14 protein-coding genes are annotated in these 12,366 nt (G+C 63.8%); 4 read left to right on the forward strand and 10 right to left on the reverse strand.

Translation table 11 applies throughout. The features are described 5' to 3' along the window. Nucleotides 1-268, reverse strand: a 268-nt coding sequence (locus IF809_RS20665; protein WP_462838327.1) for an NAD(P)-binding protein, incomplete at its 3' end; no start/stop codon positions are given. Next, nucleotides 268-1,395, reverse strand: a complete 1,128-nt coding sequence (locus tag IF809_RS20670) for a mandelate racemase/muconate lactonizing enzyme family protein (protein WP_462838328.1) — start codon at nucleotides 1,393-1,395, stop codon at nucleotides 268-270. The genes IF809_RS20665 and IF809_RS20670, both read right to left, overlap by 1 nt. 106 nt (nucleotides 1,396-1,501) lie before the next feature. Between IF809_RS20670 and IF809_RS20675 the strand changes: the two genes are divergently transcribed. From IF809_RS20675 to IF809_RS20685, 3 genes are read left to right on the forward strand one after another with little or no spacing between them, the layout of a single operon-like run. Next, nucleotides 1,502-2,272, forward strand: a complete 771-nt coding sequence (locus IF809_RS20675) for an ABC transporter permease (RefSeq protein ID WP_462838329.1) — start codon at nucleotides 1,502-1,504, stop codon at nucleotides 2,270-2,272. Further along, nucleotides 2,269-3,078, forward strand: a complete 810-nt coding sequence (locus IF809_RS20680) for an ABC transporter ATP-binding protein (RefSeq protein ID WP_462838330.1) — start codon at nucleotides 2,269-2,271, stop codon at nucleotides 3,076-3,078. Before IF809_RS20675 ends, IF809_RS20680 begins: the two co-directional genes overlap by 4 nt. A 22-nt stretch (nucleotides 3,079-3,100) precedes the next feature. After that, on the forward strand, nucleotides 3,101-4,096 hold the full coding sequence (locus IF809_RS20685) for an ABC transporter substrate-binding protein (RefSeq protein ID WP_462838331.1): 996 nt from the start codon (nucleotides 3,101-3,103) through the stop codon (nucleotides 4,094-4,096). Between the two features lie 655 nt (nucleotides 4,097-4,751). Here IF809_RS20685 and IF809_RS20690 read toward each other — a convergent pair. The 8 genes from IF809_RS20690 to IF809_RS20725 are packed head-to-tail and all read right to left on the reverse strand — an operon-like array spanning nucleotide 4,752 to nucleotide 11,664. Further along, a complete protein-coding gene (locus tag IF809_RS20690) occupies nucleotides 4,752-5,213 on the reverse strand; it encodes a Zn-ribbon domain-containing OB-fold protein (protein WP_462838332.1) in 462 nt (153 codons plus the stop codon). Next, nucleotides 5,210-6,058 (reverse strand): thiolase C-terminal domain-containing protein, encoded by an 849-nt coding sequence (locus IF809_RS20695; protein ID WP_462838333.1) that lies wholly within the window; start codon nucleotides 6,056-6,058, stop codon nucleotides 5,210-5,212. The genes IF809_RS20690 and IF809_RS20695 overlap by 4 nt, the downstream gene beginning before the upstream one ends. After that, nucleotides 5,971-6,405 carry a hypothetical protein gene (locus tag IF809_RS20700; RefSeq protein ID WP_462838334.1) on the reverse strand — a complete coding sequence of 145 codons (435 nt, stop codon included), beginning with the start codon at nucleotides 6,403-6,405 and terminating at the stop codon, nucleotides 5,971-5,973. Before IF809_RS20700 ends, IF809_RS20695 begins: the two co-directional genes overlap by 88 nt. After that, nucleotides 6,402-7,691, reverse strand: a complete 1,290-nt coding sequence (locus IF809_RS20705) for a CaiB/BaiF CoA transferase family protein (RefSeq protein ID WP_462838335.1) — start codon at nucleotides 7,689-7,691, stop codon at nucleotides 6,402-6,404. The genes IF809_RS20700 and IF809_RS20705 overlap by 4 nt, the downstream gene beginning before the upstream one ends. A gap of 55 nt (nucleotides 7,692-7,746) precedes the next feature. Continuing rightward, complete coding sequence (locus tag IF809_RS20710; protein ID WP_462838336.1) at nucleotides 7,747-8,970, reverse strand: ABC transporter substrate-binding protein; 1,224 nt, start codon at nucleotides 8,968-8,970, stop codon at nucleotides 7,747-7,749. Nucleotides 8,971-9,001: 31 nt separating this feature from the next. Further along, complete coding sequence (locus IF809_RS20715; RefSeq protein WP_462838337.1) at nucleotides 9,002-9,964, reverse strand: PDR/VanB family oxidoreductase; 963 nt, start codon at nucleotides 9,962-9,964, stop codon at nucleotides 9,002-9,004. A 34-nt stretch (nucleotides 9,965-9,998) separates the two neighbouring features. Further along, a complete protein-coding gene (locus tag IF809_RS20720) occupies nucleotides 9,999-11,318 on the reverse strand; it encodes a Rieske 2Fe-2S domain-containing protein (RefSeq protein WP_462838338.1) in 1,320 nt (439 codons plus the stop codon). Continuing rightward, complete coding sequence (locus IF809_RS20725; protein ID WP_462838339.1) at nucleotides 11,296-11,664, reverse strand: hypothetical protein; 369 nt, start codon at nucleotides 11,662-11,664, stop codon at nucleotides 11,296-11,298. The genes IF809_RS20720 and IF809_RS20725 overlap by 23 nt, the downstream gene beginning before the upstream one ends. Nucleotides 11,665-11,868: 204 nt before the next feature. Between IF809_RS20725 and IF809_RS20730 the strand changes: the two genes are divergently transcribed. Beyond that, complete coding sequence (locus IF809_RS20730; RefSeq protein WP_462838340.1) at nucleotides 11,869-12,357, forward strand: MarR family winged helix-turn-helix transcriptional regulator; 489 nt, start codon at nucleotides 11,869-11,871, stop codon at nucleotides 12,355-12,357. Nucleotides 12,358-12,366 lie beyond the last annotated feature (9 nt).

Consider the following 12,366-nt stretch of genomic DNA (forward strand, 5'->3'; position numbering starts at 1 on the left):
AGGAACCGCCGAGCACGCGGCCACGCGGCCAGACGATGGCGCGACCGCCGCTCCCTTCCGAGGGCTCGGTCCTGAACAGGCGCGAGAAGCGTTCGTTGTAGATGGTCCGGTAATAACCGACCGGAAGTTTGAGCCAGAAATTCCGATCCGATCCGCCGGCCTCCAGCAACAGCACGCGGCAGGACGGATCGGCCGACAGCCGGTTCGCAACGACGCAGCCGGACGAGCCCGCGCCAACGATGATGTAGTCATAACCCCGAGCTGACATCAGATCGTCCGGTATTGTTCAATTGAGGCGAGATCGGGCGTGATGCCGAGGCCTGCCTCGTCGCCGAGCGCGATCGTTCCGTCGCAGACGTCGAGCACCGGACCGCAGAAGCGGTCGCGCAGCGGGTTTTCATTGCAGTCGACTTCGAGCAGCCCATCGCCGCCGACGCCGGCGAGAAGATGCGCGGATGCCAGGAGACCGATGCCGGCGCCGAGATAGTGCGGGCAGAACATCTTTCCCGACGCAAGGATATCGCCCGCGATGCCAGCGCAAGCCGACAGTCCGCCCCATTTGGCGATGTCCGGCTGGACGACGCCGAGCACCGGCTCACGCAGCACCTCGGCAAAGCCGGCATGGCTCGCGATGTTCTCGCCGGCCGCGAGCGGAAAGCGGATGACCTCGCGCAATTGCGCCCATTCCCACCGGGGACGATCGGCGCGCATCGGCTCCTCGAGCCAGGCGAGACCGAAGTGCTCCAGTTGCGGCGCGAGTTCCAATGCCTGCGCAATGGTCCAGCCCTGATTGACGTCGGCGGCCAGCAGACCTTCGCCCACAACACGGCGCAGCGCGGCGAGATTGGCGCGATCACCCGCCGGATCGAAGCCGATCTTCAGCTTCAGCGCGCGATAGCCGCGCCCCAGGGCCGCTTCTGCCGTCCGTTCGGACCCGACCGGATTGATGCCGCTTGCGTAAACCTTGATCGTGCGACTCGCCCCGCCAAGCAGCCTCCACAGCGCGACGTTCCGTCGGTGCGCGTAAAGATCCCAGACGGCAAGATCGATGCCAGCAATCGACTGCGCAAACGGGCCGGCTTCTCCGGATTGCAGCGCGAGCACGGAAGTTCCCTGCGTGAGGCGCTCGAACGCGGCGGGCGGCTCAGGCGCGCTGAATCCGACGAGGGCCGGCGCGAGCACGTCGTTGACGAGCCGAACACGATGCTCGGCGCCTGGTGCCGGGAAATTGCACCACACTTCGCCCCAGCCGACATTTCCGTCGGTGTCTTCGACGCGCACGAAGACAGCAGGCCGATCCTTCATCCGCCCAAAGGACGTGATGACGGGCGCGGTCAGCGGGTAGCGATAGCCAAAGGCCTGGACGCTTCGGATGGTGAAATGCGGCGATGTCATGCGGGAAAGCCTGCGACGCCTAAGACCAAAGGCGCCACTTGTATGGTCATCCTATTTATAATATGACCTCTGAAAACATCAACCGCAATCTGGGTGGACGCGTCGAATGAACGGAGCTGGCCTGAGACGCCTCGGTCTCGGATTGATACCGTGGCTCGGTGCAATCCTGCTCTGGTACGCCGTGCGCTGGAGCGGCTTCGTCAACGTCTCGCTGATCCCCGCGCCGCACCAGGTCGCCGCAAAATTCTTCGAGCTTCTCACCAAGGAAGGCCTGCTGATCGACATCTTCGCCTCGACTAGGCGCGTCTTTCTCGGCGTCGCGCTCGGCATCCTCGTGGCCGTGCCGGTCGGATTTCTGCTCGGGTGGTATCGTCCCGCCCGCACCTTCGCCGACCCCATGATCAACTTCTTTCGTGCGCTGCCGCCGATCGCGCTGATCCCGCTGGTGATCGTCTATTTCGGCGTCGACGAGCTCGCAAAGCTCGTCATCCTGTTCTACGCTTCGTTCTTCTCCGGCGTGATCGTGATGTATGAGGGCGTCTCCCAGATCACGCCGCTCTACATCCGCGTGGCGCAGACGCTCGGCGCCAACCAGACCGAGATCTTTCGCAAGGTCATCATTCCCCTCACCGTCCCGCACATTCTCACGGCCCTGCGCGTGGCGCTGGGCGTCGCCTGGGCGACGCTGGTCGCATCTGAGCTGATCGCGGCGCAGCGCGGGCTCGGCGCCATGATCCAGAATGCCTCGACCTACTTCCTGCTCGACGTCATCTATGTCGGCATCATCTGCATCGGCCTGATCGCGCTGATCATGGATTTGATCCTGCGCAAGATCACCGCGCGGCTGTTGGTCTGGCAGGATCGGGCCATCGCATGAACAAGCGCGCGCAGTTCGACAAGGTGTCGCTGTCCTTCGAGACGCCGAAGGGGCGTCTCAACGTCGTCGAGAACGTCAGCTACGACATCAACGACGGCGACTTCATCGCGCTGATCGGGCCGTCCGGCTGCGGCAAGACCACGATGATGAGCATGCTCGCCGGCTTCCAGAAGCCGACGACCGGCAAGGTCCTGTTCGACGGCCGTCCCGTCGCCGGTCCCGGCCCCGAGCGCGGTGTCATCTTCCAGGAATATGGCGTCTTCCCCTGGTTGACGGTGAAGCAGAACATCGCCTTCGGCCTGACGCTCAACGCCAACCACGTCCCAACCGCCGAGCGCGACGCGATCTGCGATCACTATCTCGGCCTGATGGGCCTGTCCGACTTCGCCAATTCGTATCCGAAGCATCTGTCCGGCGGCATGCGACAACGCCTCGCAATCGCGCGTGCCTATGCGGTGAAGCCCCAGTTTCTCCTGATGGACGAGCCGTTCGGGGCGCTCGACGCCCAGACCCGCTCGAACATGCAGAACCTGCTGCTCAAGGTGCTGGAGACCGAAGGCAAGACCGTCATGCTGATCACTCACTCTGTAGAGGAGGCGATCTACCTCGCGTCTCGCATCGTGGTGGTGACGGCGCGGCCGGCGCGGATCAAGGAGGTTATCGACGTTCCCTTCGCCTACCCGCGCGACGAGTCGATCCAGGAGCGTCCGGAATTCACCGAGCTGCGAAGCCATATCAGGCAGCTCGTGATGGACGAATATCGTGCCCAGCAGGCGCAGATGCGCCCCGCCTCATTCTCAGAATAACAAGCAAAACGGAGGAAACATCATGGATCGGCGGCAATTTCTGACCACGACGGCGGGCCTTGCGCTCGGTACCTTCACGGCCTCGGCACCGGCGATCGCACAAGCGAAAACCAAAGTTCGCGTCGGCTACCTCCACACCGTCGCCGTCGACGGCCAGATCTGGACCGGCATGGATCGCGGCTCCTTCGAAAAGCAGGGCCTCGAGCTCGAGCTGCGGCAGTTCAACACTGGCCTGGAAATTTTCCAGGCCTTGATCGGCGGCAGCCTCGACGTGCTGGCGACCGGCGCTGTCCTCTCGAACTTCCCGGCGCGCGGCCAGGGCAAGGTATTTCTTATCAACGACATCGAGGTCGCGACGGCGCAGCTCTGGGTTCGCGGCGATCAGGGCATCAAGTCGTTCGCGGACCTGAAAGGCAAGCGCATCGCGACCGCGACCGGCACGACGGCGCACGTGTTCCTCGACACCGCGCTCCGGGCCAACAAGGTCGATCCAAAGGAGGTCGAGCTCGTCAACCAGACCATGCCGGCGGCCGTGACCGCCTTCATCTCCGGCGCAGTGCCTGCCGTAGCGCTCTGGGTGCCTTTCAACGTCACGGTCCGCGACAAGGTCCCCGGCGCGACCATGCTCGCGGATGCGTCAGCCTACTATCCAAAGGCAGCAATCATTGGTGGCTGGGCCGCTGCAAACGACTATTACGAGCCTAACAAGGAGACTCTGGCCAAACTGATCCGTGGCTGGGCGGATGCCAACGACTATATCGTCGCGAACAGCACCGAGGCGATGGAGAAGCTGCAAAAGGGGCATTACAGCCAGACGCCACTGTCCGACATCAACGAGTCATTCAAAGCGCAAAAGATGTTCACGTCCAAGGACTGGAAGCGGATGTACTCGGACGGGACCGTCACCAACTGGCTGCAGCAGTCGACAGACTTCTTCATGGCTAATGCGGGCATCAAGGACTTCACGCCGGCGAGCAAATACTTCGATCCGGGCCTGTATTTGAAGACGATCGCTTAGATACCAAAGCACTGAGGGACTAGGTGTTCGCGCCGGACGCTTCATCTGTGCGGCGCGATCCAGTTGTCTTCAATCCGGCCCATGATTTGCTGACGTACCAAGCATGTATTGAGCACCGAAGCGAACACCTGTCCCTTCCGCACGCTCAACTGCGCTTCTGCACTTCCCTGCTCAGAGCGGTATGGACTGTCGCTCCAAACAGGCTAAGCTCGTCAAGGTCCCTTCGTCGCAGTCTCTTGGAGGCGAGAGACATTCCTAAGCCTACGCCAAGCTACGCGTTAGCTGCCTGCAGCACTACTCCCACTCTATCATTTCGAACCACGCTTCGCCGGTGGTCTGCAAGCACAATTTCTCCTGTCTGACGGACAAACGCCGACGGTATACCCGCCGCAATTATTCGGTCTTAAATTCACAGAAAATTCGAGCCGCTTGCGATGCAAGCTATTCCGCCAACTATCGGAGTCAATCGACTAATCAGGGCTGCCTGCGTAGCCAGGAGATGCCCGTTCAAGTGCAGAGCCGCTTCAAACCGTCACAGATCAGGACGCGCTGATACGTTCTTGGCGAACGCCTGGCGGTATTCGCGACCACATGTAGCGCATGCGGCTTTCGAGCTCAGACAACCTTAGGACCTGTTGAAGGCTCTCGTCTCGCGTCAGCGGACTGACGAAAGCAGCCAGTGCAGCAGCGAATACGGCCGCTCCGGATGGGGATGGTGCTCGAAAACGCCTTCCACATCCGCGCCGATGGACACCACCTGCGCGGGATCGCCGAGCAGGTTGCCGACCATCCTGATGCCGCCGGCGTGCGAGATTTCCACGAGCACGGCAAGATAGGGCCCCTGCTGCGTCAAGGCGGCGTGGGAGGGGTGCCAGACCCGCTCCCAGCTAAAGATGCGCCCGAGCGGCGCGATCTCCGTCCAGTCCGGATCGAGGGCATGGCAACGATGACAGATCCATTCCGGGCCAAACTGCCATGTGGCGCAATGGCGGCAGCGCTGCACCAAGAGGCGGTTCTGGCGCAGCCCCTGCCAGTAGGGCGCCGACAGGCCGTCGGCCTCGGCGACTGGGATCGGCAACTCCTGCGGAAGGTAGGTTCGGCCCGCCTCGCCGCTCACAGCGTCGCCTCCGAGCCGAGAAGGAGATTGCTAACCGGCGTGACCATGGGTCCGCCGATCACCATGGCCACATCGCTGCGCTTCGCTTGGCTCGTGGACGTTCCGCGCACCTGACGCACGGCCTCCAGCACGAGTTCGAATCCATGCATGTAGCACTCGGCCAGATTGCCGCCGCTGGTGTTCAGCGGAAGTCGCCCCGATGGCGCAATGAGGTTGTCGAAGGCGAGATAGTCGTTGGCCTCCTCTGGCGCGAAGAAGCCGTGCTCCGCGAGCGCCATCACGACGCCGCCGGTGAAGTTCTCGTAACACTGGACGACGTTGACTTCGGATGGACCGATTCCAGCCATCGCATAGAGATTGGCCGCAACGGTTTCGAAGCCGGCGCTCGCGTAATGCGGCGAATTGTGCGGGATCGCGCCCGCGCGATATCCGGATCCAACGGCGGCCCCCAGCACATAGGCCGGCTTGTTGCGAAATTCCGTCGCGCGCTCGGCAGCCACCAGCACGAGCGCGGCAGCGCCGTCGTTCTCCATGCAGCAATCGTAGAGGTGAAACGGCTCGGCGATCCAGCGAGAGGCGTCATACTTGGCCGCGTCCAGCGGCTTGCCGTGCATGACGGCCCGCGGGTTGGCCTGCGCATGATGATAGGAGGCCAGTGCGATCGCCCGCAGCGCCTCCTGCGTGACGCCGTGCTCATGCATGTAGCGGCGCACGCGCATGGCGAAGCGCTGCGGCGGCGCCAGCACACCGTAAGGCATCAGATACGCTTTCTCGCCAGAAATCGTGTCGATGCCCGTTGTCTGCCCGAACCGGCCGTATTGCCCCTGCGCGAGCGAGCGAAACACGACGACACAATCCGCAAGGCCCGCGACGATCGAAGCCGCCGCATTGGCAACAGCCGCGCAGCAGCCGCCGCCTCCTCCGCCCATTGCATGGTCGCGGCACGAAGCCTGCGCGTGCCGAGCGCTGCGGCAAGCCTGGACGCTTCGCTCCGCTCCTCGCTGTAGGAGGCAAAGCCATCGATGTCGCGCGGATCGATGCCGGCATCGTTGCACGCCGCCAGGATCGCCTTCAGCGCCAGCTTGAATTCCGGATCGGGCGACGCGCCGTGCCGGTAATAGTCGGTCTCGCCGATCCCGACGACGGCGACGCGGCCTCTGAGCGTGCGATCGGCGGGCGCCTTCGCGCTCACGGTCGTCCCTCCTTTACCGGCGCTGCCGCGGTCTCGCCGAAGACGCCGGCCTCGGCGAGCTGCGCCAGACGTGCATCGTCGTAACCGAGCAGGTCCTGCAGCACGGTCTCGGTATGCTGGCCGACCGCGGGCGCAGCCACGGGATCCACGACGGGCGTCGCGGCATAACGGATCGGCAAGCTGACATTCGGAATCCAGCCCAGCGTGTTGTGCGGAATACGGGTGACGAGACCGCGCTCCCGCGCTTCGGGTGACCGGATCGCCTCCCCGACCGTGCGGACCTGCCCGCACGGAACCCCTGCCACTCGCATCCGCGCTTGCCAATGGCTCCACGGCCGGTGCGCAAAGGCCTCGCCGAGGATCGCAAACAGGTCATCCCGCCGCTGGATGCGATCGGGGCCGGTCGCATATATCTCGGCAGCGGCCAGGTCGGCGCGGTCGAGCACCTGAGACATCAAGCGCTGGAAGATCTTGTCGTTTCCGCAATTGATGTAGAAGGCGCAATCCTGCGCCTGGAACACGCCCGAGGGACAAGTATCGGGGCTGGTGTTGCCGTGCCGCCGCGGATCGGCGCCGGTGAAGAGATGTTGCATCGTGGCGTAGCCGGTCATCAGCACGGCATTGTCGAACAGGGACACCTCCACCGACTGTCCGAGCCCGCTGCGCTCGCGGGCGACCAGCGCGCCGAGGATGGCGTTGGAGGCCATCATCGCCGTACTGATGTCCATCACCGGCGACAGCGCCCGCACGCCCTCGCGGTCCGCATAGCCGTTCATGGACACGAACCCGCTCTCGACCTGCGCGATCGGATCGAAGCCGAGCCGGTCCGCGAAGGTCCCCTCGCGTCCATAGGCTGACACCGAGCAGTAGATGACATCCGGCTTGATCGCGCGACATGCCGCATAGTCGAGCCCGAACCGCTCCATGACGCCGGTGGAGAAATTCTCGACGACGACGTCCGCCGTCGCGATCAACTCCCGCACCACCGCGACGCCCTCCGGCGACTTGAGGTCCAGGGCCACGCTTCGCTTGTTGCGATTGGTCCAGACGAACGGCGCCCCGGCCTTGAGTTCGGGGTGCACCGGCGGGTAGCGCCGGAGATCGTCGCCGCGGCCCGGCGCTTCGATCTTGATGACCTCGGCGCCCATATCGGCCAGGATCATCGTGGCGAAGGGGCCCGCAATGAAGTGGGAGAAATCCACGACCCGGATCCCCGCGAGCGCCCGCGGCGCATCGGAAGGCCGCGGCGCGTAGGCGGGGAAGTCGGCTTCGATGTTGTCCAGCATGGTGCATCCATCATGTTTTGCGCGGCAGCTCTGGCGGACCAGGTCGCAACCGCCGTCAATTGCCCCTGGCCTGCTCGACCATCGAACATCCGCCCTGGTGGATCGGGCGGAATGCCTCGGGCCCGCTCAGGACGCCGACGTTGTCGAGCAGATCCCACTTGCCTTTCGACGCCTTCGGCTCCTTGACCTCGAAGATGTACATGTTGTGGATGGCGCGGCCGTCCGCCCGCACCACGACCGGGCCGAACAGCGCGTCATCGATCGGCTGCTCCTTCATCTTGCGGATCACCGCCTGCGCGTCGTTGGTTCCCGCGGCCAATGCGGCATTCAGATAGGCCAGCACCGACGAATAGACGCCGGCGTGAAACGCGGTCGGCGACTGATCATGCTGGCGCGCGCTGAACTTCGCCGACCAAGCCCGGCTGGCCTCGTTGAGGTCCCAATAAAACGGCTGGGTGATGATCAGGCCCTGCCCGACCGTCAGGCCGCTGGCCTCCACGTCGCTGGTCGTCGTCAGCATCGCGGCAAAGGTCCGACCCTTCTGTTTCAAGCCAAACTCTGCGGACTGCTTGATCAGGCTGACGGTATCGCCGCCGGCCGTGGCGAAAGCGATCACGTCGGCACCGGAGGCATCCGCCTGCAGGATGAACGAGGCGTAGTCGGCATTGTTGATGGGAACGTTGACCGATCCGAGCACGGCACCGCCGCCCGAATTGATGACGGACGTTCCGTCGCGGACCATGGACTTGCCGAGCGCATTGTCGGTGGCGATGAAGTACCATTTCTTGCCGCCGTGACGGACCAGGTAGTTGCCGATCGTGTGCGACGCCGCCCAGGTGTCGAACGTCCACTGGATCGTGTTGGGCGAGCAGTATTTTCCGGTCAGGTCGGATGATGCCGCGCTAGAGGCGATCAGGGCCGCCTTGCCGCCGCGAACTACCTCGTTGACGGCGAGGCCGACCGCGGAGTTCGGCACGTCGGCGACGGCGTCGACCTTCTCCTGTTCGATCCAGCGACGGGCGATCGCCGCCCCGACATCCGCCTTATTCTGGTGATCCGCCGAGATGATCTCCACCTTGAAGTCGGGATGCTGCGCCATGAAGTCCTCGGCCGCCATCTTCGCCGCGGTGACGGAGCCCTCGCCGGCATTGTCGGAATAGGGGCCCGAAGCATCATTGAGGACGCCGATCTTCATGGTGCGCGTTGCGGCCGCCCATACGGGCGAACCCAGGCCGGCGAGGAGCAAGGCTATTCCGGCAACGCGTAAAGCGACTTTCATGTTTTCTACCCTGTTACGAACTTTTCTGTTGTTAGAGGTCCAGCACCAGCGCGCCTGACTTCGCGCCGGAGCAGCAGATCATCATCGTCTTGTTGGATGCCTGCTCGTCCTTGCTGAGAAACTGATCGCGATGATCCGGGATGCCTTCGAGCACGCGCGTTTCGCAGGTACCGCAGACTCCTTCCGAGCAGGCATGGTTGGCCGCGATCCCGGCATCGAGCAGCGCTTCGAGGATGGTCTTGCCGGCTTCGACCGCAATCGTCCGGTTACTGCGCGCGAGCCTCACCTCGAACCCGCCAGCGGTTGCAGGAACTTCGGTCGCCTGGAAGTACTCGACGTGTACGTGATCGGCCGGACGACTGGCGGCCGCGGTTTCGAAGGCTTCGAGCATCGGCTGCGGCCCACAGCAATAGAGATGAGCCTGGGCCGGCGCCCGGTCGATGACGGCCCCAAGGTCGAACAGGCGCCCGGAACGCTGGTCATCAAAATCCAGGCGTACCTTGAAGCGCCCCTTCGCCGCGAGCACCTGGAGCTCGTCGAGGAATGCCGCCGCACGCGGCGCCCTCGCCGCATAGAACAGCTCGCAGGACCGTCCGAGGGCATCGAGGCGACGGGCCATGGACAGCAACGGCGTGATCCCGATGCCGCCTGCGATCAGGACCGAATGCTCCGCCTGTTCGCAGAGCGCAAAATTGTTGCGGGGCCGCGACACCCTGACGATGTCGCCCGCCCTCAGATTGTCGTGCAGGAAACATGAGCCACCCCGCCCGGCCGTGTCCTTGTTGATCGCAATCACGTAGCGATGGTGCTCGCGCTGATCGTTGACCAGGGAATAGCTGCGGACCATGCCGTTCGGCAGATGCAGATCGATATGCCCGCCGGCCGTGAAGGGATCGAGATCGCGGCCGGTCGGCGAGATCAGTTCGTAGGAATTGACCCCGTCCGCCTCGTAACTGATGCGCTTGACGCGAACGTCGAACAAGCCATTGCTCATGGCGCACGCCTCCGCGGGGCTGGCATCGAACGGCTCACATCTCGTATCCGAAATCGGCACCGAGCTTGGCACGCATGAAGGGCGCGCCGATATCGACCCACGACTCATCCGGCGGCAGCCGCATCGACACCGCGCGGACCATGAACACGTCGGGATCGGTCACGCCTTTCGGCTTAGTTCCGTGGTCGCGATAGGCCCCGAGCGCCTCCAGGATGAATCGCCGCGTCATCGCGATGCCGGTGTCGCTGGAACAGAGATTTTCCTTGGTCCGGTCGAAGATCGGCGATACGCCGCTCTGGCAGGCGCCATCCTGCACCCACAAGCCGGGCAGGCCCGAGAACCAGGTCGTCTGCTGCGCCTGATAGTCGAACTGGAAGCCGTTCTGCGGATTGTACTTCGTCCAGTACCCGGCATAAGGCACCGTCACCGGCTGCTCGACCAGCGCATGGCGGCTGGCATGCCCGCTCTCGCGACCGTTGTGTCCTTCGGAGAAGACCTGCCGGGTTTTCGGAAGCAAGGGTTGCGAGGGGTGATACGAGAACATGATGCAGAGCGTGTTTTCATCGTCGATCGGCACCCAGGCATGGCCGCTAAGATCCGGGAATGGCATCAATGGCGGGACCAGCGTGTAGAACGGCAGCATGAACTGATTGACGCGCCAGTACAGCGTATTGGCATCATAGTTGCGCCGCGCCGCGATGCTCATGCCGAAGTCCTGCTTGATGCATTCGAATGTCGGACGCAGATCGCGTTTCTGGATCCAAGTGCTCGTTGTGCCCTGTGCATCGAGGCGCCCGTGCAGCAGCGGCGCGTGGGCGGAATCGATCTCACCCTCGACCGCCTGAAGCCAATTGCACTCCTGCACGCGCAGCGAGATGTGCACCTGTTCCTGCGGCACCAGATTCCATTCGACGTTCGGCAGCGGCGGAAGATCGGCTTGATCGGGCCCCATATAGGTCCAGATCATCCCGTTGCGCTCCCGGCACGGATACGCCTTGATCCTCACGCGCTCCTTCAGGCGGCTGCGGACCGGCTCGGCCGGCATATCCGTCGTGGCGCCCGTGACGTCGAATTTCCAGCCATGGTAGACGCATCGCAGGCCGCAATCCTCGTTCCTCGCAAACACCATCGGCGCGCCGCGATGCGGACAGGCCTGGTCGACCAGCCCGACGTGTCCCTCCGAATCCCTGAATGCGACAAGGTCCTCTCCGAGAAGCCTGATCCGCTTCGGCTGGCCGTCTTTGGTCAGATCCGCCGACGGAAGGAACGGAATCCAATAGAGGCGGAACAGGTCTCCGAGCGGCGTGCCCTTGCCGACCCTGACGAGCCGTTCATTGTCTTCGCGTGAGAGCACGTGCTTCCTCCTTCAATGGCAACCCGTCGCCGCCTTGCTCTGTGGCAGTTCCCAGCAGCGCTGTGACACGCGCCGACAGCCCGAGATCGCGTGCGGTCCAGAGCGGATCGGCCGAAGCCAGTGGCTGCCGTGGCATGGGCGGCATTGCGCCGGCCTCGAAGAGGCTGAGGATCGTCTCGACCCGGCGTCGCTCGAGATCCCGCAGGACGTCCTCGACCACCGCGCCTTCCGCGCTGCAGCCGGGCAGCTCGGGATAGATCAGGCGCACGAGCCATCGGCCGGGTTCGGTTTCGACCGCCTCGGCTTCGAGAAGATAGGGAATCGACAGGAGCTCACGCAGATCCAAGCAGTCCTCCCCGGCAGCGCAGTTCAGCGCCCTTCTTGATACGTATACGTACTATCTGAGCGAATGGTTTGCAATAGCAAATCTGGTCTCGCCGGCATTTCCGGGCGCAGCGCTCACAAACGCGCATTCCGCCAAGGGGTTGAGAGCCGTCGGGCAAGCTGCTAACGCCTGAGCCGTTCTCGGAGAATTCAGGTCAACGACGCCATGTCAGCGCCCAAGGGAAAGAGTGCGAGCGCGGTGGAGATCGCGCGCAACTGGCGCCTCGAAGGGGGCGTTGGATTTCTGCTTCGACTGCTCGAGGCCCGCTATGACCTGCTCTACCAGGACTTGACCGGCCAGAGCGACATCACGCCAAGGCAGTTCGGCGTGTTGATCGCGCTCTATCAGGATGGCCCCCTCACCCCGTCCGCCCTCGCCGTGCGAATCAGCAGCGACCGCAACACGCTCAGCGAGATGCTTAAGCGCATGACGGCGCGCAAGCTGATCGCGAAACGAAGCAACGCGGAAGACCGGCGGTCGATCCAGGTCCAGATCACCGCCAAGGGCGAGGAAGCCCTTCTCGGGGTCATCCCCGCCGCGGCCGAGCTTCAGAATACCCTGCTTGCGCCCCTGAGCAAGGAAGACCGCGTCCACTTCCTCAACTGCATGCTCGCGATCGCCAAGGCCGCGGCGCCCTCGTCCTCCGGGACCTGACTCTGTCCC

It is taken from the genome of Bradyrhizobium sp. UFLA06-24, assembly GCF_054967145.1.

Bases quoted from the DNA above. Each gene is read 5' to 3' on its own strand.
- IF809_RS20680 (WP_462838330.1), top strand. From the start codon at position 2,269: ATGAACAAGCGCGCGCAGTTCGACAAGGTGTCGCTGTCCTTCGAGACG.
- IF809_RS20685 (WP_462838331.1), top strand. From the start codon at position 3,101: ATGGATCGGCGGCAATTTCTGACCACGACGGCGGGCCTTGCGCTCGGT.
- IF809_RS20675 (WP_462838329.1), top strand. From the start codon at position 1,502: ATGAACGGAGCTGGCCTGAGACGCCTCGGTCTCGGATTGATACCGTGG.
- IF809_RS20730 (WP_462838340.1), top strand. From the start codon at position 11,869: ATGTCAGCGCCCAAGGGAAAGAGTGCGAGCGCGGTGGAGATCGCGCGC.
- IF809_RS20670 (WP_462838328.1), bottom strand. From the start codon at position 1,395: ATGACATCGCCGCATTTCACCATCCGAAGCGTCCAGGCCTTTGGCTAT.
- IF809_RS20715 (WP_462838337.1), bottom strand. From the start codon at position 9,964: ATGAGCAATGGCTTGTTCGACGTTCGCGTCAAGCGCATCAGTTACGAG.
- IF809_RS20710 (WP_462838336.1), bottom strand. From the start codon at position 8,970: ATGAAAGTCGCTTTACGCGTTGCCGGAATAGCCTTGCTCCTCGCCGGC.
- IF809_RS20705 (WP_462838335.1), bottom strand. From the start codon at position 7,691: ATGCTGGACAACATCGAAGCCGACTTCCCCGCCTACGCGCCGCGGCCT.